The sequence below is a fragment of the Rhodococcus sp. BP-261 genome (genome assembly GCF_019835205.1).
Classification (GTDB): domain Bacteria; phylum Actinomycetota; class Actinomycetes; order Mycobacteriales; family Mycobacteriaceae; genus Rhodococcoides; species Rhodococcoides kyotonensis_B.
In genome coordinates this window covers 55,977-72,993 of sequence record NZ_JABUCO010000024.1, presented here as the reverse complement: position 1 = coordinate 72,993, position 17,017 = coordinate 55,977, and the positions used below count along the sequence as shown (strand labels likewise).

The 17,017-nt window shown below is 63.9% G+C and carries 20 protein-coding genes; 7 read left to right on the top strand and 13 right to left on the bottom strand.

All coding sequences use genetic code 11. From position 1 onward, the window contains the following. Positions 1 to 180 precede the first annotated feature (180 nt). Genes HQ354_RS21250 through HQ354_RS21235 form a run of 4 tightly spaced genes read left to right on the top strand, consistent with a single transcriptional unit; the run spans position 181 to position 3,388 of the window. Positions 181 to 1,755 (top strand): ABC-F family ATP-binding cassette domain-containing protein, encoded by a 1,575-nt coding sequence (locus HQ354_RS21250; RefSeq protein WP_261768982.1) that lies wholly within the window; start codon positions 181 to 183, stop codon positions 1,753 to 1,755. A gap of 4 nt (positions 1,756 to 1,759) precedes the next feature. Next, positions 1,760 to 2,287 (top strand): dihydrofolate reductase family protein, encoded by a 528-nt coding sequence (locus HQ354_RS21245; protein WP_167675473.1) that lies wholly within the window; start codon positions 1,760 to 1,762, stop codon positions 2,285 to 2,287. Between the two features lie 12 nt (positions 2,288 to 2,299). Further along, positions 2,300 to 3,019 carry a DUF998 domain-containing protein gene (locus tag HQ354_RS21240; protein ID WP_254303533.1) on the top strand — a complete coding sequence of 240 codons (720 nt, stop codon included), beginning with the start codon at positions 2,300 to 2,302 and terminating at the stop codon, positions 3,017 to 3,019. A gap of 9 nt (positions 3,020 to 3,028) precedes the next feature. After that, positions 3,029 to 3,388 (top strand): VOC family protein, encoded by a 360-nt coding sequence (locus HQ354_RS21235; RefSeq protein ID WP_068427119.1) that lies wholly within the window; start codon positions 3,029 to 3,031, stop codon positions 3,386 to 3,388. 44 nt (positions 3,389 to 3,432) lie between these two features. Here HQ354_RS21235 and HQ354_RS21230 read toward each other — a convergent pair whose 3' ends face one another. From HQ354_RS21230 to HQ354_RS21205, 7 genes are all read right to left on the bottom strand, one after another. Then, the gene (locus HQ354_RS21230; protein ID WP_068427121.1) at positions 3,433 to 3,918 is read right to left on the bottom strand and encodes an SRPBCC domain-containing protein; all 486 of its coding nucleotides are present in this window, start codon (positions 3,916 to 3,918) and stop codon (positions 3,433 to 3,435) included. Beyond that, positions 3,915 to 4,268, bottom strand: coding sequence for a helix-turn-helix transcriptional regulator (locus HQ354_RS21225; protein WP_167675475.1), 354 nt, complete (start codon positions 4,266 to 4,268; stop codon positions 3,915 to 3,917). The genes HQ354_RS21230 and HQ354_RS21225 overlap by 4 nt, the downstream gene beginning before the upstream one ends. Before the next feature lie 41 nt (positions 4,269 to 4,309). Then, a complete protein-coding gene (locus tag HQ354_RS25750; protein WP_240930901.1) occupies positions 4,310 to 4,537 on the bottom strand; it encodes a hypothetical protein in 228 nt (75 codons plus the stop codon). Positions 4,538 to 4,555: 18 nt separating this feature from the next. Then, positions 4,556 to 4,804: a HipA domain-containing protein gene (locus HQ354_RS25745; RefSeq protein ID WP_240930919.1), complete on the bottom strand. Its 249-nt coding sequence runs from the start codon at positions 4,802 to 4,804 to the stop codon at positions 4,556 to 4,558. Between the two features lie 174 nt (positions 4,805 to 4,978). Then, positions 4,979 to 5,233, bottom strand: a complete 255-nt coding sequence (locus HQ354_RS21215; protein ID WP_114332179.1) for a helix-turn-helix domain-containing protein — start codon at positions 5,231 to 5,233, stop codon at positions 4,979 to 4,981. A gap of 149 nt (positions 5,234 to 5,382) precedes the next feature. Next, positions 5,383 to 6,174 (bottom strand): RsiV family protein, encoded by a 792-nt coding sequence (locus HQ354_RS21210; protein ID WP_222635494.1) that lies wholly within the window; start codon positions 6,172 to 6,174, stop codon positions 5,383 to 5,385. Positions 6,175 to 6,227: 53 nt separating this feature from the next. Continuing rightward, complete coding sequence (locus HQ354_RS21205; RefSeq protein WP_261768981.1) at positions 6,228 to 7,454, bottom strand: DUF2786 domain-containing protein; 1,227 nt, start codon at positions 7,452 to 7,454, stop codon at positions 6,228 to 6,230. 186 nt (positions 7,455 to 7,640) lie between these two features. Between HQ354_RS21205 and HQ354_RS21200 the strand changes: the two genes are divergently transcribed. Beyond that, positions 7,641 to 8,489, top strand: coding sequence for an aldo/keto reductase (locus tag HQ354_RS21200; RefSeq protein ID WP_222635496.1), 849 nt, complete (start codon positions 7,641 to 7,643; stop codon positions 8,487 to 8,489). A gap of 57 nt (positions 8,490 to 8,546) precedes the next feature. Here the strand turns inward: HQ354_RS21200 and HQ354_RS21195 are convergent, their stop codons facing one another. After that, positions 8,547 to 10,097, bottom strand: a complete 1,551-nt coding sequence (locus HQ354_RS21195; protein ID WP_206030542.1) for an FAD-dependent oxidoreductase — start codon at positions 10,095 to 10,097, stop codon at positions 8,547 to 8,549. Between the two features lie 58 nt (positions 10,098 to 10,155). Continuing rightward, positions 10,156 to 11,172: a diiron oxygenase gene (locus HQ354_RS21190; RefSeq protein WP_068427128.1), complete on the bottom strand. Its 1,017-nt coding sequence runs from the start codon at positions 11,170 to 11,172 to the stop codon at positions 10,156 to 10,158. A 240-nt stretch (positions 11,173 to 11,412) separates the two neighbouring features. On the opposite strand from HQ354_RS21190, the gene HQ354_RS21185 reads away from it, so the two are divergent. After that, positions 11,413 to 12,348 (top strand): ADP-ribosylglycohydrolase family protein, encoded by a 936-nt coding sequence (locus HQ354_RS21185; RefSeq protein WP_068427130.1) that lies wholly within the window; start codon positions 11,413 to 11,415, stop codon positions 12,346 to 12,348. Continuing rightward, entirely contained in the window at positions 12,345 to 12,854 is a 510-nt protein-coding gene (locus HQ354_RS21180) for an O-acetyl-ADP-ribose deacetylase (protein ID WP_167675483.1), read from the top strand. The genes HQ354_RS21185 and HQ354_RS21180 overlap by 4 nt, the downstream gene beginning before the upstream one ends. On the opposite strand, the gene HQ354_RS21175 is transcribed toward HQ354_RS21180, so the two are convergent. From HQ354_RS21175 to HQ354_RS21160, 4 genes are all read right to left on the bottom strand, one after another. Next, positions 12,851 to 13,537: an NUDIX hydrolase gene (locus HQ354_RS21175; protein WP_167675485.1), complete on the bottom strand. Its 687-nt coding sequence runs from the start codon at positions 13,535 to 13,537 to the stop codon at positions 12,851 to 12,853. The genes HQ354_RS21180 and HQ354_RS21175 overlap by 4 nt on opposite strands. Before the next feature lie 35 nt (positions 13,538 to 13,572). Next, complete coding sequence (locus tag HQ354_RS21170; protein WP_222635497.1) at positions 13,573 to 14,847, bottom strand: hypothetical protein; 1,275 nt, start codon at positions 14,845 to 14,847, stop codon at positions 13,573 to 13,575. 147 nt (positions 14,848 to 14,994) lie between these two features. Further along, positions 14,995 to 15,711: an excalibur calcium-binding domain-containing protein gene (locus tag HQ354_RS21165; RefSeq protein ID WP_068427201.1), complete on the bottom strand. Its 717-nt coding sequence runs from the start codon at positions 15,709 to 15,711 to the stop codon at positions 14,995 to 14,997. Positions 15,712 to 15,882: 171 nt separating this feature from the next. Further along, positions 15,883 to 16,986 (bottom strand): hypothetical protein, encoded by a 1,104-nt coding sequence (locus tag HQ354_RS21160; RefSeq protein ID WP_240930903.1) that lies wholly within the window; start codon positions 16,984 to 16,986, stop codon positions 15,883 to 15,885. Positions 16,987 to 17,017 lie beyond the last annotated feature (31 nt).

Genomic DNA, 17,017 nt, shown 5'->3' with positions numbered 1-17,017 from the left:
CACTCCCCAGAACGGCTCGCCGAGGTCGAGGACCTACTCAACAACCGTCCCCGTAGGACCCTCGGATGGGATACTCCTCTGAAGGCATACGACAAGACGCTCGTTGCGATGACCGCTTGAGACCGCCTACATTCGCACGCACATGCGGCGAAGCCGCCCGTCGCCTACCAGGAGTTCTCGTTGAGTTGGATCCGCATGAACGACGTCGCCAAGGGATACGACGGGAGGGGCGTTCTCCGCGAGGTGTTCTTCCGGCTCGCCGACGGCGATCGCGTCGGACTCATCGGCCGCAACGGTACCGGTAAAACGACGCTGCTGAACCTGCTGTTGGGGCGCGAAGCTCCGGACTCGGGAACCGTCGACACCACCGAAGGCGCACGTATCGGCTACTTCTCGCAATTCTCCGAGCTCGACGGTGACCGCAGCATCCAGACCGAGCTCGAATCGCTCTTCGAATCCGTACACGCGATCGAGGCAGAACTCGCCGAGGTCGAAGCCGCCCTCGGCGGTGACCTCGACGAGAAGCAGATGTACAAGCTCGTCGATCGTCAAGCCGAGCTGCTCGACGCGATGGAGAACAGCGGCGGCTGGACCTACCACCAACAGATCGACACGGTCCTGTCGATGCTCGGCTTCAACGCCGAACGACGCGAGCTGCCGGTCGACCGACTGTCCGGCGGCTGGCGCAACCGAGCCGCTCTGGCCAAGATTCTGCTCGACTCGCCCGACGTGCTACTGCTCGACGAGCCGACCAACTTCCTCGACGTCGAGGGCATCGCCTGGCTCGAGCGGTGGCTGCGCGACTTCAGAGGTGGTCTGCTCGTCGTCTCGCACGATCGACAGTTTCTCGAGCAGGTCGTCACGAACATCGTCGAGATCGAGAACAACCACCTGCAGATGTACGACGGTTCCTACTCGGAATACGTTGTGCAGAAACAGTTTCGACTCAAGAACCTCGAACGTGAATTCAGCAGCGAACAGCAGCTGCTTGCCTACGAGCAGGAAGCGATCAACGACCACAAGGAAGCGCTGAAGAATCCCAGCGCGGCATTGAAGCGTCGACTCGCGAACATCAAGAAGGCGAAGAATCCGCGCCCCGTCGATACCGTCGTCACCGCGATCTACGGCGGCCTGCACGTCACGGACGATCTGGCAGAGATCACGGGGATCTCGAAAAGCTTCGGTGAGCACGCTCTGTTCTCCGACGTGTCCTTCGAGATCCACCGCGGTGACCGCATCGCGATCACCGGTCCGAACGGCTGCGGCAAGACCACGCTCGTCGACATCCTCACCGGTGTCGAGCAACCGGACAGCGGCAAGGTGAAGTGGAAGACCAAGGCGCCGTCATTCGTGCATTTCAACAAGGTGCTCGGCGATCTGGATCTGGACGACACGGTCACACATGCCGTCAATGCGATGCCAGGGAGTCTCGCGTTCAGTGCGACGAAAAAGGAGGTCAATCGCTTCCTGACACTTCTCGGATTCTCCGAACTGGACCTGAAGTCCAAGATCGGCACTCTGTCGGGAGGGCAGAAGGCCCGTGTCGCGCTGGCGCAATGCCTGTTGCTCGGCGCAGGCGTGATCGTGCTCGACGAGCCGACCAACCACCTCGACCTGGCCAGCACGCAAGTTCTCGAACGTGCACTTGCAGCTTTCCCCGGGGCGGTCGTTCTCGTCAGCCACGACCGCTTCTTCGTCGAGAACGTCGCGCTCCGGCATCTGGTCTTCGACGGCAAGGGTGGCGTGAGACAGTAGGCGGATGGCCACGCTTCTGTATTCGGCGACGATGTCGCTCGACGGCTACATCGCCGGTCCGGACGGCGACATGTCCTGGCTGTCCGAGTACATGGGTGAGCCGAACGAAACGGCGGATCGGCTGCTGGCACGAGTCGGGTCGGTCCTGTGCGGCAACGCAACCTTCGGCGGCGACGACCCGAACCGCGGTACCGAGAACGAGGGGGCGTTCGGCGGGCAGTACGACGGTCCCGTCGTGCTCCTGACCCACCGTCCGCCGGTGGAGCCGCCCGCAGGAGTCACCGTCGCGACCGATCTGCTCAGCGCCATCGACGCGGCCACGGACGCAGCGGGGGAGAAGTACGTAAACGTCCTCGGAGCCGACGTCGCACGGCAGTGCATCGAGGAGAGATTGCTCGACGAGATCCTGGTCTTCACCGTGCCGGTTCTCCTCGGCGACGGGGTGAGGCTCTTCTCGAGTCAGGGCGGACACAGAGTGCGTCTCGAACGGCTGTCGGGTGAGGTCGAGCACTGGTACCGAATCCGGTACTAGGGTTCGGGCACAGTGGACGACGTGCCGCCGCAGAATTCACGAACCGTCATAGCCCGCCTCGACGTCGTCGGCGTCGTATTCGTTCTCATGGGGTCGCTCGTGATCCTGACACTCGATCTGGTGACGGCCGTCGACAACCCGGCGCATCTGCGACGCACGATCAGTGAGTACGGCCTGGGTGCACAGCAGTGGGTGTTCGCGACCGGAGTCTCGTTGTTGGCGCTCGGTTCTGCTGCCACCCTGGTCGCGGCCGTCCGCAACGGAGTGGCGCGAGCTCGTTCGGTCGCCTCGGTGGCCATGACGGCGTGGATCGTCGGATTGATCGTCATTGTTGCTGTGCCGAAACAGGATTGGAGCAACGACGCCACCCTCGGCCTCGGCGGTGCGATTCACCGCGTCGCGGCAGCCGTCGCGTTCGTCGCCATCCCGATCGCAGTGATCGCCTTCGCAATTCCATGGGTGCGTGACGGCCGCTGGACGACGTGGGCACGTACGACGCTCACGCTCGCCTGTCTCGGCGTCGCCTCGTTGCTGCCGATCGCGTACGCACTGATCGTCGGAATGACCTCGACGACCCCGTGGTACCGCGTCGTCACGCTCGGTTACGTGGAGCGGGTACTGGTGGTCGCCGAGGTCGTCGCCCTCGTTGCGTTGGCGATGTGGGTCGTGGCAGCAACGAACGGCCGCGTCACGGATGTCGAACGCTCGCCGGTAGTTGTGCCGCGTGAGTAGGGTAACCGCATGGCACAGAACGAGCATCACCGTTTGAACTATGTCGAGTTGTCGGTCACCGATCTGTCGGCGGCGCAAGCGTTCTACTCCGCCGCCTTCGGCTGGCGCTTCAACGACTACGGTCCCGAATATGCGGGCATAGTCGGCGCGGGCGGGAGTGAAGTGGGTGGCTTGGCGAAGGTGGCCGAGCGTCCCGGACAGGGCGGGCCACTTGTGCTTCTCTATTCGGACGACCTCGACGCGACCGTCGAGGCCGTCACCGCCGCAGGCGGTTCCGTCGTGAACGGGCCGTATCCGTTCCCGGGTGGGCGGCGATTCCACTTCACAGATCCGAGCGGGAACGAGCTCGGCGTCTGGGCAACGTCCTGACGGAGTGTTCGCGCGGTCGGCTCGACCGCGCGAACACCTGAGTCCTATTCGGCGAGGATCGCGTCGATCTGGCCCATCGCCAGGCCCATGCCTTCGTCCATTCCCATCTCGATCAGCTTCTGCATCTGATCCGCGTTCTCGAACGTCGACACAGTCGTCATCCGAGTGCGACCATCTCTTTCCTCCAGTGCAACAGTCATTTTGGTGACGCCCAGGTTCTCGATCGGATCCCAGTTGTCGTCGGCGAAACCGTCGTCGAACGCGAGCCGGCGGGGTGCGTCGATCGACGTGATGCGCCACCACCCTCGGGCTTTGTCACCGTCCGGTCCGGTCATGTAGTAGTGCGCTTTGCCGCCCTCGACGAAGTCGAGTTGCTCGAACGTTGCGGGCCACGTCGGCGGTCCCCACCAGCGCTCGAGCTTCCGGGGATCTTCCCAGATCCGCCACACACGTTCGACTGTCGCGTCGAACTCGGCAACGATCGTGAAGTTCAGGTCCTGAACGCTCTTGTCTGTGCTGATGACGGTCATGGTGTGTCTCCCTCTTCCTCGTCTTCGTCGAGAATGTCGGAGATCCGGTCGACGCGTTGTCGCCAGATCAGTTCGTACTCGTCGAGCAGGCTTCGTGCTTTCCTGATGCTGTCCAGACGAATTCGCACGATCTGCTCCCGTCCGCGCTTCTCCTTCGTGACGACGGAAGCGCGTTCCAGAATCGCCACGTGCTTCTGCACGGCGGCGAAACTCATGGAGTAGTGAGCGGCCAACCCGGACACCGAGTGTTCGCCGGTGATGACCCTCGAGACGATGTCCCGACGGGTCGAGTCGGCGAATGCTTGGAACAGTCGGTCGATGTCCGCGTCTCGAACCTCATCTACAACCATGTGGTTGTACGTTAGGCGCGGAAGCAGTCGAGGTCAAGGGGTCAGCGTGTCAGTTCTCGGCATCGGGACGCCACGAAGTCTCCGAGTCGACGCGTCGACCGGTCGTCGAAGCCGACGGAGTCGAGCGTTGCCATCGAGGAGCGGACACCATCGACGACCTCGTCCAGCATGCGGGCGGTGGCGCGCTCCGGAACACCGAGGGTGTGTGCGGACGCGACGACGTGGTCGCGTGTCCATCGATTGGCTCGGCCGTAGAGGTTCAACGCCATCGGGTCTTTCCATCCCGCCTACGGCTGAGTGAACAACAGGTCGTATCCCGGTGTCACCGACCACTGTCCGGACGGGTTCAGCTGGACCGAGTAGTTCTTGCCGTGAAGGTCGCCATTGCCGATGAGGTACGAGTACGTCGTCAGGCGCAACAGTTGGAGTGTGGCCAGGCGCGCAGAGCCTCCACCCAGTTCGACTGTGCGCGAGAGGGTTCGGATGACGGACTCGGTCTCCAGTCGATACTTGGCGGCTGGGTAGACGCCGGACAGCTGACACGCATCCTCTTGTGTGAGTCGCGAGTCGCGAGTCGCGTGTCGCCGGTTCGATCGAATCGCTTCACGAGCAGGCCGGCGATACCGTTGACGACGTGCGCGTCAAGGTCCCCGCATGTCTGTCCGTTTTGTAGACGTCGGCCTCGTCGACCGTACGCATGTCGTTGGAGGTCACGGGCGCGCCTGGACCGTCGTGCCGGAACGTGTGACGAGTCGCAGGTCACAACCCAACGCGTCTGCGACAGCGCGGGAACCATCGAGTTGCACTGTGGATTTGCCCGACTCGATCGACTGGATAGTCGAGCGGCCGACGCCGGCCAGGAGCGCAAGGTCGCTTTGCGTCAGACCGAGCTGCAGTCTCCTGGCAACGAATGCGGCTGCGAGCGGGTCGTCGCTGGTTTTGGTGCTGCGCCTTGGGCTGGCCATGGCTACTCCTGAGCTTGCGTGAACATGCTTGAAGCCCCATTAAGGGTCACGGTGCAGCTTGTCCATCATTAAGCCTGTGTTCGAGAGCTTAGAGTTGTGAAGACGATCGTTTCGAAGCTGCGGCCTCACTATGCCTGCGCTCGCGAGCCTTATCGGCTAAGTGCATCGAGAGTCCGCGGATCGGCCACATCGGACAGTGCGGACCACGGGACGGTGACATCGACGAGACCGATGGCGTGTGGACCGACCTGGTAGTCGCCGAATCTGATGTTCATGCCCTCGGCGGAGGGAACCCAGTTGGCGAAATTGCTCACGGTCGGTTCGATGCCCGTTCGTTCGAAATCCGGACCCGCGGCTGTAGCCGGAAGGAGGATCGCGGACTGCTCCGACAGCCGCTGTAGTCCGGCCTGAAGATCGGGGAAGAGGTCCTGCAGCGTGATGGGAGTGGCGTCGTCGGTGTTCACCGTGACCGTCGCGACGATCGCGGTCGGATGTGCGCCAGGGGGATTGGCATCCCACGAGGTGTTGAGCACGGCCGCGACGACGCTGTCGCCCACGTACGTGGGTCCGGGGCGGGCATCGGACAGTGTGAAACTCGACGGCTCGAACCTGTCGACCTGATCCTGCAGTGCGGCGCGCATCGACTCGTTGAATTCGGAGACGACGGCGTCATCGCCTCCCGTGAGTTGTGGGATGTTCACGTCGTAGTCGACGCGATCGGTCGACCCCGAGACGCGGGCGGTCGTGAACGAGTACGGGGCAGGTAGGGGAGCGGTTGAGGTGGGCTCGGCTGTGGTCGTGGCGGCGCGGGTCGTAGTGACCTGTGCGGTTGTCGGTGCTGCTTCGTCCGACGCGATAGCCGTTCCATCCGTCGAGCAACCGGCAGCCGATACCGCGATCGATACTGCTGTCACGGCCACTGCCGCTCGCCACGTCTTCATGCTTCGTGCATATCACCCGGGTCGAGCGAGCGCACGGGCTGACTGACAGTTCGTCAGTCTTCGATGCGTTCTCGCCCTCCGGTGAGGTCCGCATGCTCGGCTGCCCGTCGACCTTCGTGGACACCCGATCTGTCCGACACCGTGATCTTGACGGAGCTCAGGTCCGGAAACAGTTCTTCGAATACCGACGTGACGGCTTCGTCTCGCGCGGCGAGGATCGGTACCAATGACGACCCATACTGCTCGCCGGCCGCTCGGTCTGCCCGATCACGTGCTTCAGCGAGGCGTTCGCGGACCCGCCACGAGTAGCCGAGAAGGAACGCCCGTCGAAACCCGCGGGAGCGTGTACGAGAATCGATACCTGCATCGGCCAACGCCCGCGCGGACTGCACCAGCAAAGAGGTGTACAGCAGTTCGCACAGGTCGAGATCGACAGGCATCCCCGTGATGCCGACGAGGCCGAGCTTCTTGTACCAGACAGTCCTCGCGCCGTTCGACGCGGCGACGCTGGACATCAGATGCATCTTGGCATCCGCGTACGGGTTGTCGACGAGAATTCGGCGCGTCACGACCAAGTCGGTGGGTGCGGACCCCTGGGCGGAATCGAGAACAGCGCTGTCGATCGCGTACCGCGTCATCAGTTCCTGCGCCTTGGCGGAGAACGTCTCTGCCTCCTCTGTGAACGAGGACGATTCCGCCTTCGCCAGCAGCCCCCGAATCTTGTTGAGAACCTTCGTGTCTGCGCGTGTGCGCGTCGTCGTGGAGTGCGCATGCCATCGTGAGGGCGGGGGTGAGAGGGGAGTAAGAGAAGGCAGCAGCCGAAATTGAGCGAGCAGGCGGAAGAGACTGTCCCAGTACATCCTCGGGGTCACTCGTGATGTTCGTCGGTAGTGGGCGAGGTCGGTACTCGGGTCGATTCCGATGTCTCTCAGTTGCTCTCGCCAGTCGGGCGGAGCCGTGGAGAGCGCTGTGGTGGCTCGCGCATGGGCACCGAGGAGTGCCTTGATCATCGAGAAGTCCGGTTTGTCGAGTTTTCGGGCGATGACGTGGACGAGTTCGGCCGGCTGCCAACCTCGTTCAAACGTGCTTGCCAGGATCGAGTCGGCGTACGCGACGCATCGGTCGTCCAACGTTGTCGCCGTTCGTGTTTCGAAGTCGATGACATGGTCGACGAACCTGGCCAAGGCGTCGCGTGACGTGAGCGGATCGGCGGCGAGCACGATGCCCGAATTCATCAGGGTCTCGGCGTCGACGGTCCGATGCAGTGCGTGAACGTTCATGGTTCCCCTCGTCGGAGTGTTCGAGGACATCCAGTGAGGGGCCTGGTGTCGGTGTCGGTGTCGATGGATTTGTACCAAGTGGGTCCGACAGGTTCGAGATTCCCGGCGCACCCGCAGCGTGTAGATCTGCGCGTCGCGGGTACACGACGGCGAGTAATCGAATATCGAACGGAGATGACGAATCACGTGAGTGTCGTACCCAGCATCACTTTGAACAACGGTCGAACCATCCCGCAGCTCGGCTTCGGTGTGTTCCAGATCGAACCCGAGAAGACCGCCGAAGCAGTCAAGACCGCCCTCGAGGTCGGCTATCGACATATCGACACCGCCGAGATGTACGGCAACGAGAAGGAAGTCGGGCAGGGTATCCGCGACGCGGGAATCGACCGTTCGGACGTCTTCGTCACGAGCAAGCTGAACAACGGTTTTCACGAACCCGACGACGCGCGTCGAGCATTCGATCGGACTCTGAACGACCTCGGAACCGACTACGTGGATCTGTTCCTCATCCATTGGCCTCTGCCCACTCGTTACGACGGCGACTTCGTGTCCACCTGGAAGACGCTGGAGGAATTCGCGAAGGACGGACGTGCACGGTCTATCGGTGTCTCGAACTTCCAGCCGGCCCATCTGGAACGCCTTGCACAGGAGACCGAGACGGTGCCTGCGGTGAACCAGATCGAAGTGCACCCGTACTTCGTGAACGAAGACGCACGCAGCCACAGCCGCAACAACGCGATTGCGGTCGAAGCATGGTCGCCCATCGCCCAGGGCAAGGTGCTCGACGACCCGACGATCGAGAAGATCGCTCAGGCCGTAGGAAAGTCGACGGCTCAGGTCGTTCTGCGGTGGCATCTGCAGCGCGGCGACATCATCTTCCCCAAGTCGGTGACACCGGACCGGGTGAAGGCGAACTTCGACATCTTCGACTTCGAGCTGAGCGATTCCGACATCGCGGACATCACTGCCCTCGATCGCGGTGAAGAAGGGCGTACCGGGCCCAACCCGGACACCTTCGACATGATCCCCGACTGACCTCGGAACGACGAAGGCCCCGCACACGGTATGTGCGGGGCCTTCTTTCCGTTTGTCTCAGACTCGGCGTGCCCGACGCCAGCGCCGAACTTCGGGCGCGACGTCGATGTCACCGAGCGTGCCGTCGTTGAAGTCGTCCACGAGATGCCGCACCGTTTCCTGGGCGCACGACTTGTTGGTTCCGATGAAGCCGGACGGGCCGCGTTTGATCCACCCGGTCACATACGAGCCAGGAACTGTTGTGCCGTCAGCAGACTCGAGCACACGGCCTCCGTCGTTGGGGATGATGCCCCGACGATCGTCGAACGGCACCCCGGGCAGAGCGACACCGCGGTAGCCGATGGAGGTGAGAACGAGCCCCGCGTCGACAGTCTCCTTCTCGCCGGTCGCGATGCTGAGTACAGCCCCGTTCTCGTCGGTGTCGAGGGTCATGCGGTCGAATTCGACGCCGGCGACGGCCGAGTCGCCGAGGATGCGCGTCGGCGACAACAGGTACCGGAGCACGATGCGCTTGTTGTCGCTGCCGGTGACGTCGTCGACCCGTCGGAGAAGCTGCAGCTTCTGGGAGACGGCGTGGGGAAGGTCGTTGGTCTCGGCGAGTTTCGTGGTGGTCGCGTCGAGCATCATCTCGTCCTTGTGGATCGAGACGTCGATGCCGGATGTGCTGAGCAGGCCGGCGAACTCGGGAACGGTGAACGCCGACTGCGCGACGCCGCGTCGTCCCACGACGAGTACTTCTTCGATGTTCGACTCGCGCAGCGCTTTCACCACATGGCTGGGCACGTTGGTGCCGACGAGGCGCTCGGGATCGATCGTCAGAATGCGTGCGACGTCGAGCGCCACGTTGCCGTTGCCGATGATGACTGCCCGCTTGTGCGACAGATCGTAGCGACGATGCGCGTGGTCGGGATGGCCGTTGTACCAGGCGACGAAGTCGGTGGCGGACGAACGGCCGGGCAGATCGGCACCGGGCACGGTCAACTCGCGATCACGGGAGGCGCCGACCGCGTAGACGACGGCGTGGTGCGATTCGAGCAGTTGCTCGTGTGAGATGTCCTTGCCGATCTCGACGCCCAAGTGGAATTCGAAGCCCGGTTGCGCCGAGATCTTGTCGAACAAACGCGAGACCTGGCGGGTCTTCTCGTGGTCGGGCGCAACACCCAGACGCGCCAAACCGTGCGGCTGCGGAAGTCGATCGTAGACGTCGACCTTCACGCCAGGCTGTGTGAGCAGTTCGTCGGCGGCGTACATCGCGGACGGACCGGACCCGACGATCGCGACTCGGAGCGGTTGCCTGTCCCTGGCGACGGCCGGTGCCGGAGACACCGGCGCGAGGAGAGGTCGCGTGGGACGTTCCTGCTTGTAGAAGTCCGAGTTGATCGTCAGGAACGGCAGCTGCTCGTCGGTCAACTTGGACTTCGGAACGATCGCGTCGACCGGGCACGCCGACACGCAGGCGCCGCAATCGACGCACGACGTGGGGTCGATGTGCAGCATCTCTGCCGTCAGGAAATCGGGCTCGTCCGGTGTCGGATGGATGCAGTTGACGGGGCATGCGTAGACGCACGATGCGTCGCTGCAACACGATTGAGTGACAACGTGGGGCATGGTGATTCCTGACGGCAGGCGCTGCTGTGGAGATAACTGGCGCTGGAGTGACGGGGGATCAGGCGGCGAACTGGTTGGAGCTGCGGTCCGGCTCGCTACGGTAACGCGAGGCCTTGCCGTCGATGCCACACGCCTTCCACATCAGCTTCGCGGGGCGGCTCATCATGCCGGTCTCGGTGGCCAACATGCGGACGTCGCCGAAGTAGTCCTGCAGCGTGTGCTGCGCCTCTTCGGATTCCCAGAAGAGGTCCTTCTTCACGTACTGAGGAATCGCGAACTTCTTCCAGAACCGCTTCGGCGGAATCACGATCGCGTCGCACAGCACGCGCATCACGATCGGGAAGGCGAGCGACAGGAAGAACCGGCCGACCTTCGACATCTTGGGAACCCGACGACGGAGAAGCTGGTGCGCGAACGAGATGTGTCGTGCTTCCTCTGCCACGTGAATGGCCATGACGCTTTCCATGATCGGGTGGATTTCCTCACCCGAACGCAGAACGGACTTCTGAATGTGGTCGATGGGCTCCTCGCCCGCGAGGACGCCGACGAAGAAGAGTTCCGGTGCGATCGACGCGAACAGCGGAATGATCGGCGACAACATCTTCATCGGACGACTCATGCCGGGCGCATCGCGATCGACGCGATTGACCATCTCCTGGAACATCAAGGTGTGGTTGCACTCTTCGATGGACTCGTGAGTGCAGTAGCGCGCCTCTGCGGATCCGTTGGGCAGCGAGAAGACGTACTGCATCATCCCTCGGATGAGGATGTTCTCGAACTGCAGCCCGACCTTCGCGACATTGGCCTGGCGCCACATGCCGATCTTGATCTGCTGGTCTTCCGGCAGGGCCTGGTACCACGGGTGGCTACCGATCGGGTCGGTCTTGGTGGGCAGGATCCACCGGCGATCGTTCTCCGGGACGGAGAACTTGGGGGATTCCCAGTCGATGTCGACGTAAGGGTCGAAGTGCTTGTGCACCGATCCCTCGGACAGAAGGCGCAGAGTCTCGTTGTACTTCTCGGTCTCCGCGTCGGGATCGATAGAGATCGTGCCGTCTTCTGACGTCAGTGTCATCGCTTCCTCCTGTGTGGTGCGAACTTGTACTTAATGTAACTCGAAGTATCAGCAAACGGAAGCCGGATCGGAGATGGATTTCGCGCCATGTGTGTGACCAGGGGTAACAGAGAAATATTTTTCGCGAATCGGGGATGCGGAGGTGCTCGAATCTCGAAGTTCGGGCGAAATCGCAGGCCGGTTGACGCTTCGAGCAAATATGCGCTAAGTTAAGCGCAGAAACGAGCTAAGGAGATCGGTATGGCGCTGACCATGGAGCAGAACGACCGCGCGGCAGGTGTACTCCTGGGGACGGCGGCCGGCGACGCGCTCGGAGCAGGGTACGAATTCACGTACCCAGCGCCCGGCATGGCCGTCGACATGATCGGCGGTGGAACGTTCGATTGGGCACCCGGTGAGTGGACCGACGACACGTCGATGGCCGCGGCGGTAGCGCTCGCGGCCCGGGACGAGGACGTCTCGTCCGTGAGAGGTCTCGACGCGATCGTTGCGAACTTCGTAGCGTGGTACGACACCGACCCGGTCGACGTCGGAACCCAGACACGGAAGGTCCTCGGTCATCGCAGCAGCACGGCGGCCGAGATGACTGCACGGGCCGCGGCACTGACCGGCCGGACCGGTGGGAACGGTTCGCTGATGCGCACCGCGCCCGTCGCGCTGGCGTTCCTGGACGACGCCGACCGGTGCGTCGCGGCCGCTCAGGCGGTCAGTGCGCTCACGCATTCGGATCCGCAGGCCGGTGAGGCCTGTGCGCTGTGGTCTTACGCAATTCGGCACGCTGTTCTGCACGGAAACTTCGACGGCCCCAGGCTGTGGTTGGACACGGCAGGCAACGCAGCGGACACGTGGAGGGCGTTGCTCGACGAGGCGGAGGCCGGCGACCCGTCGGACTTCGCGCAGAACGGCTGGGTCGTGCATGCGCTGCAGACAGCATGGAGTGCCATCACGCGCGCCGAGTCGGACGGCCCCGAACATCTCGTGCGCGCCCTCGAATCGTGCGTCCTGGCGGGCGGTGACACCGACACCACTGCAGCCATCGCGGGTGGACTGCTCGGCGCTCGGTGGGGAGCGTCCGCCGTGCCGACGAAGTGGCGCTCGATGCTGCACGGGTACCCCAGCCTGACCGGCGAGGACCTCGTCGCTCTCGCTGCCGACATCACGGGAGGACGGGCATGACCGTCATCGACGTCGTTCGCGGCGACATCACCACCATGCGCGTCGACGCGATCGTCAACGCTGCCAACTCCACTCTGCTCGGCGGCGGGGGAGTCGACGGCGCCATCCACCGCGCCGGCGGCCCCGTGATCCTCGCCGAATGTAGGACGCTGCGGAACACGAGCCTCCCGAACGGTCTCGCAGCGGGGGCCGCCGTCGTCACGACAGCGGGACGACTGCCCGCGAAGTGGGTGATCCACACGGTGGGACCGCGCTATTCCGCTCACGAGGATCGTTCTGCGATCCTCCGATCGGCGTATCTGCGGAGTCTGGCTGCTGCCGACTCGGTCGGCGCGAGAACCATTGCATTCCCGCTGATTTCGGGCGGATCCTACGGCTGGCCCGTCGACGACGCGGTGACGCAACAGGTAGCGGCTGTCACGAGCGCGTCCACGAACGTGGAGATAATAACTCTGGTCGCGTTCACCGAACGGATCGCGACACTGACGGCTCGGCTTCTGAGCTAGTTGCCGACCTGATGTCGGAAGAGTACGGACGCCGACTCCGGTAGCACCGCTGCCGCTCTCCTCCGATACAGCTCGGCCGGGCGACCGCCGCCTGCGATGGACGTGGTCCCCGTTCCTTCCAGAGCGCTCGTGACATGACGGCGGAAAGTGTCCTTGGGGATTTCGGTGTCGAACACGATCTCGTACAGCCGTCGAAGCTCGAGCAACGTGAACGTATCTCCGAGTAGGCGGCCGGGATCTATTCTCGACGCGTACCGACGGCGAAGGTCGTTCACCGACAACGTCACCATCTCTCCGTGGTCGAACGCCAAAGGCTTTGTCGCAGAACCGTGCTCGATGTCGACGAGGCCGATGGAACTCGTCAGTGCGTCGACCGCGATCGTGGCTCCGTGTGCCATCGACAGCACCCATCCGCGCTCGTCACGGTCGGGCGCATCGAACATTCCGATCTGATGAAATTCCAGACCACCGAGCCCGGCCTTGGTGCGCAAGGCTCGGTCGGCCGCGTCGGCGAGCCGTTCCCCGGGGTGCAAGAACGTTCCGGGGAGCGCGTCGCCGCGCGGAGACGGTACGACGACAACCTTCAGAACGCCGTCGTGCACCGTCAGTACTGCGACGTCGACGGCCACGGACGGCCTGGGGTAATCGGTCAGCGACCTGCCTGCGGTCTGCGGTGTCTCCACTCGGCCGAGCTTAGCGCACCCATGAGCTATCGGACTCAGAGATCGAACAGAGCTGGTTCCTCGAGTTGGTCGAACAACGAGATCTGTTGCGTCTTCGGTGGAGTCGGTGCCCGATGGAACGCGCGCCTGAGACTCTCCGCGACGTACGTCCAGCTGACGGCGAAGGCGTCGCACATGACGGCCGCGCGGATTCGACGCTCGTCGCCGAGTCGGTGGGCGTGGTCACGGAACCGTTGAGCGGAGAACTCGGCCCGCTCCGTGAGCTCGCCGATGTCCTGCTTGCGGCACATGGCTTCGACTGTGGCGGCGTCGACCGGTCCGCGCGTCAATTCGCATGCGGCGCGCAAGGTTCCGAGTGTGCCACTGTCGTCGGACCACGTCACGTGTGGTTCCGGCTCGGGGTGGCGATGCGTGGGGTCGTAGACGGAACCGCCCAGCTCTGCTGCGAATGCGGCGTCGATCGAGTCGACGAACATGCCGAGGTGATAGAGCATCGACGTGAGGTGACGGGGCACGTAGGAGTTGGTCACGATCGCGGTGTCGGCGAACAACTGGTCGCCCGCCACGACGAACGTGATGTGACGCCACCGGGTGTTGAGCCAGGACAACCGACGAGACAGCGCGGTCGACATGACGACACCGCTGACCAAAGGGGCGTGTAGCCGAACGGAATTCGCGTCCGGGCCGAAGCACACGTGGACGGGCATCGCGAAACCGTCGACGCGGATGTCGCCGTTGTCTTCTCTGGCGACCGCGATTCCGGGTGCGCTCGTGACGCTGTCGAGAATCAGTGCTCGAAGATGATCGATGTCCAACGGATGGACCGCCGTGGTGTCCGGCAGTCGTCGATCGGTCGCGGTGCGGAATTGGCGGTCGTCGCGCGTGACCGCGTCGGCGGACAGAAACGCAGGGTGGGGCACCGACCAGACCTCTCGGAACAGTCGCACGATCAGGTGCGCGAGTTCCGCGGCCTCGTCGGTGCGTCGACTCATGGTCCTGCTGATCAACGTGCCGTACGTGCTTCGCTCGCCCGGAGTCGCCCACCCCAGTTCGACGATACGATCGTCGTTTCCGATAGCGGGGTCGACGCCGTCGTACAGGTGACCCGCGAGAACTGCGGCTGACTCCCGAATGCCGTCGACCATGCACTGCACACGCACCCACGGTGAATCGCCGTCACCGCGGTCGAGTCCCGACTCCGCGGTGATGTCCAAGCCCTCGCGCGAGCGCATGCCGACGACGAACGCAGACAATTCGTCGGTGTACGAGGCCCACGCGTCGTCTATGGAACTTTGAAGTCGGTCGTTCATGTGGGTGCCCTCCCGTCGATGGGCGACTGGATCCGCCCGTCGACAAAGACAGTAGCGACGGGGTCCGACAGAAACGGCGGCTGCGCCACCCGTGCGCGGAAAGTCGGTGCAGGGGACAACTTTCGCGCACGGGTGCCGCAGGCGCATTCAGTTCTCGCAGGCCACGCCGTCGCCGTCGCGGTCGAGCTTGGAGCTGTAGCCAGCCTCACCCCGGTAGATCGGCGCGGCGCCTGCGGCGCGGACCGCCGAGCAGTTGGCGTAGTAGACGTTCGACGGCGCCTCGGCGACCACCGGCGCAGGCGGGACGTAGACGGGCTCCGGTTCCGACTCGGCCACGTAGACCGGCGCGGGAGCGGGCGCAGGGACGTACGCCTCGGTCGTCTTCGGGGGAGGTGCATAGACGGTCACGGTCTCCGGTGCCGGCGCGACGGTCGTCGGGACAACCGTGGTCGTCGTGGGAGCAATCGTTGTCGTGGTGGGGGCTGTCGTCGTCGGACGTGCCGTCGTCGTCGCGACGTCGGCGATCGCGGGTGCTGCGAACGCTGCGGCGGCGGGAGCTTCCTCCGGCTCCGGCGTCGGAGCGGTGATACCGAGTGCCACCAACGCCGGAAGGAGAGCGACGGCCGGCGTCGCCCAGATCAGTCGGCCGCGCGAGGGCGCGACGAACAAGTACAGGCCGCCTGCAGCTGCCGCACACAGTCCGACGACGAGGCCGGCGAGGGAGAAATCGACCAGAGAGGTCAGCACGAACAGGACGCCGAGCACGAGCGCGACCCATCCGATGATCTTGCCGAAACGTGGTCGTGGAGTCTTCGGGCGCTCGGCACCGGGAAAGACATAGGGCTGGGAAAATGGATCGGTCATGACGGAGTCCTCGAGAATCGGGCTGTGGATACGGCGCACGAGCACCGCGGATCGACAGACCTGACCGAGGGGCTCCGAGCAGGAATCCGGCGGCCGCGGGCTGCTTCACGACTGACATCGCCGAATTCCGAGCACCATGTCGGTCGACGCGCCCGTCTCGTTACAGACCGATCAGAACTCTTTCGAAAGGTCGTCCTCCCCGAACGGCTCGGCGAGTTCGACGCCTGCGAGAACTGCACGCCGGAGGGCCTTCGGGACCTCGAGCGAATCGTCCTCTCGAGCGAGGACTTTCTGCTCCTGCAGCGAACGCACCCGGTAGTCGATCAGCTGCGCGGTGCGGAGATCCTCGTCCTCCAACCCCTCGTAGTCCTCGTCGGCGTTGTCGAGAGGGAGGTCGTCGGTCATCGCAGCCAGCAACGTCTGCACGGCGAACGTGTTGGCGAGACCCATCGAAACGTCGTCCTCGCTCGACGTCAGCTGGTGGCGGATGTGGTGGGTGAGCAGGTCGCGGAGGGTGCCCAGCGACCGGGAGCGCAATCCGTCGACAGCAGGTCCCGGAACGACGGTCTCACCGTCGACCGCCAGAACGTCCGATGCGAACGCCACGGCCCATCGATCGAGAGCGGTGAGGTCCACGAGCTCGGTGTTCTCGTTCGAGTCGCTCAGCGCAGTTGCGAGCTCGGGAACGTCCATCATCGACAGCCCGGGCCCGACTCGGTCGACGATCTCGTCGAGGCCTGCAACCAACGGGAGAGCGGACAATGCGGCCGATTCGTCGTCCTCGGAGACGTCGGGAAGCTCGATGTCCTCCGGGGCGAGGATGTCGGGATCGTTGTCGATGAAGTCGGTGAGGTCTTCCATGACGTGCGCGAAGTCGTCGTCCGACCCGCTCCACCCGTCCGACTCGTCGAGGTAGGTCAGGAACTCGAGGACGGTCAGAATCATGTTGGATGCCGCTGCGGGGCCGTTGTCGGGATCGGAATCCTCGATGCGGGTGGCGGCGTCGACGAGGAAGTGCGCGTCGTTCGGCGTCCAGGCGGTGGGGGAGAACCCGGGGTTCGCTCGAAGCATCTGGCTGAGCGTGGTTCGTACGAGGGAGACGATTCGATCGGCGTGTTCCGCCATCTCACCTTCGTCGAGCCACACAGCGAAATCGTCGAGGACGGCGGACGGCAGGGCCGGTGTGCGCGTCGACGACGACTGCTGACGTCGTTGTCGTGCCTTGATCTTGGCTGCGCGCTTCTGTCCTCGACTTGCCGGTCCTTTGGATCCCATGACGTCGAGAGTAATCGGGTCGCTCGTCCCG

What these genes read in the sequence shown, in the direction of transcription:
- HQ354_RS21160 (WP_240930903.1), bottom strand. Translation starts at nt 16,986, where the DNA reads ATGGGATCCAAAGGACCGGCAAGTCGAGGACAGAAGCGCGCAGCCAAG.
- HQ354_RS21225 (WP_167675475.1), bottom strand. Translation starts at nt 4,268, where the DNA reads ATGGTTGTAGATGAGGTTCGAGACGCGGACATCGACCGACTGTTCCAA.
- HQ354_RS21170 (WP_222635497.1), bottom strand. Translation starts at nt 14,847, where the DNA reads ATGAACGACCGACTTCAAAGTTCCATAGACGACGCGTGGGCCTCGTAC.
- HQ354_RS21245 (WP_167675473.1), top strand. Translation starts at nt 1,760, where the DNA reads ATGGCCACGCTTCTGTATTCGGCGACGATGTCGCTCGACGGCTACATC.
- HQ354_RS21195 (WP_206030542.1), bottom strand. Translation starts at nt 10,097, where the DNA reads ATGCCCCACGTTGTCACTCAATCGTGTTGCAGCGACGCATCGTGCGTC.
- HQ354_RS21165 (WP_068427201.1), bottom strand. Translation starts at nt 15,711, where the DNA reads ATGACCGATCCATTTTCCCAGCCCTATGTCTTTCCCGGTGCCGAGCGC.
- HQ354_RS25750 (WP_240930901.1), bottom strand. Translation starts at nt 4,537, where the DNA reads ATGGCGTTGAACCTCTACGGCCGAGCCAATCGATGGACACGCGACCAC.
- HQ354_RS21190 (WP_068427128.1), bottom strand. Translation starts at nt 11,172, where the DNA reads ATGACACTGACGTCAGAAGACGGCACGATCTCTATCGATCCCGACGCG.
- HQ354_RS21235 (WP_068427119.1), top strand. Translation starts at nt 3,029, where the DNA reads ATGGCACAGAACGAGCATCACCGTTTGAACTATGTCGAGTTGTCGGTC.
- HQ354_RS21210 (WP_222635494.1), bottom strand. Translation starts at nt 6,174, where the DNA reads ATGAAGACGTGGCGAGCGGCAGTGGCCGTGACAGCAGTATCGATCGCG.
- HQ354_RS21230 (WP_068427121.1), bottom strand. Translation starts at nt 3,918, where the DNA reads ATGACCGTCATCAGCACAGACAAGAGCGTTCAGGACCTGAACTTCACG.
- HQ354_RS21185 (WP_068427130.1), top strand. Translation starts at nt 11,413, where the DNA reads ATGGCGCTGACCATGGAGCAGAACGACCGCGCGGCAGGTGTACTCCTG.
- HQ354_RS21180 (WP_167675483.1), top strand. Translation starts at nt 12,345, where the DNA reads ATGACCGTCATCGACGTCGTTCGCGGCGACATCACCACCATGCGCGTC.
- HQ354_RS21215 (WP_114332179.1), bottom strand. Translation starts at nt 5,233, where the DNA reads ATGGCCAGCCCAAGGCGCAGCACCAAAACCAGCGACGACCCGCTCGCA.
- HQ354_RS21205 (WP_261768981.1), bottom strand. Translation starts at nt 7,454, where the DNA reads ATGAACGTTCACGCACTGCATCGGACCGTCGACGCCGAGACCCTGATG.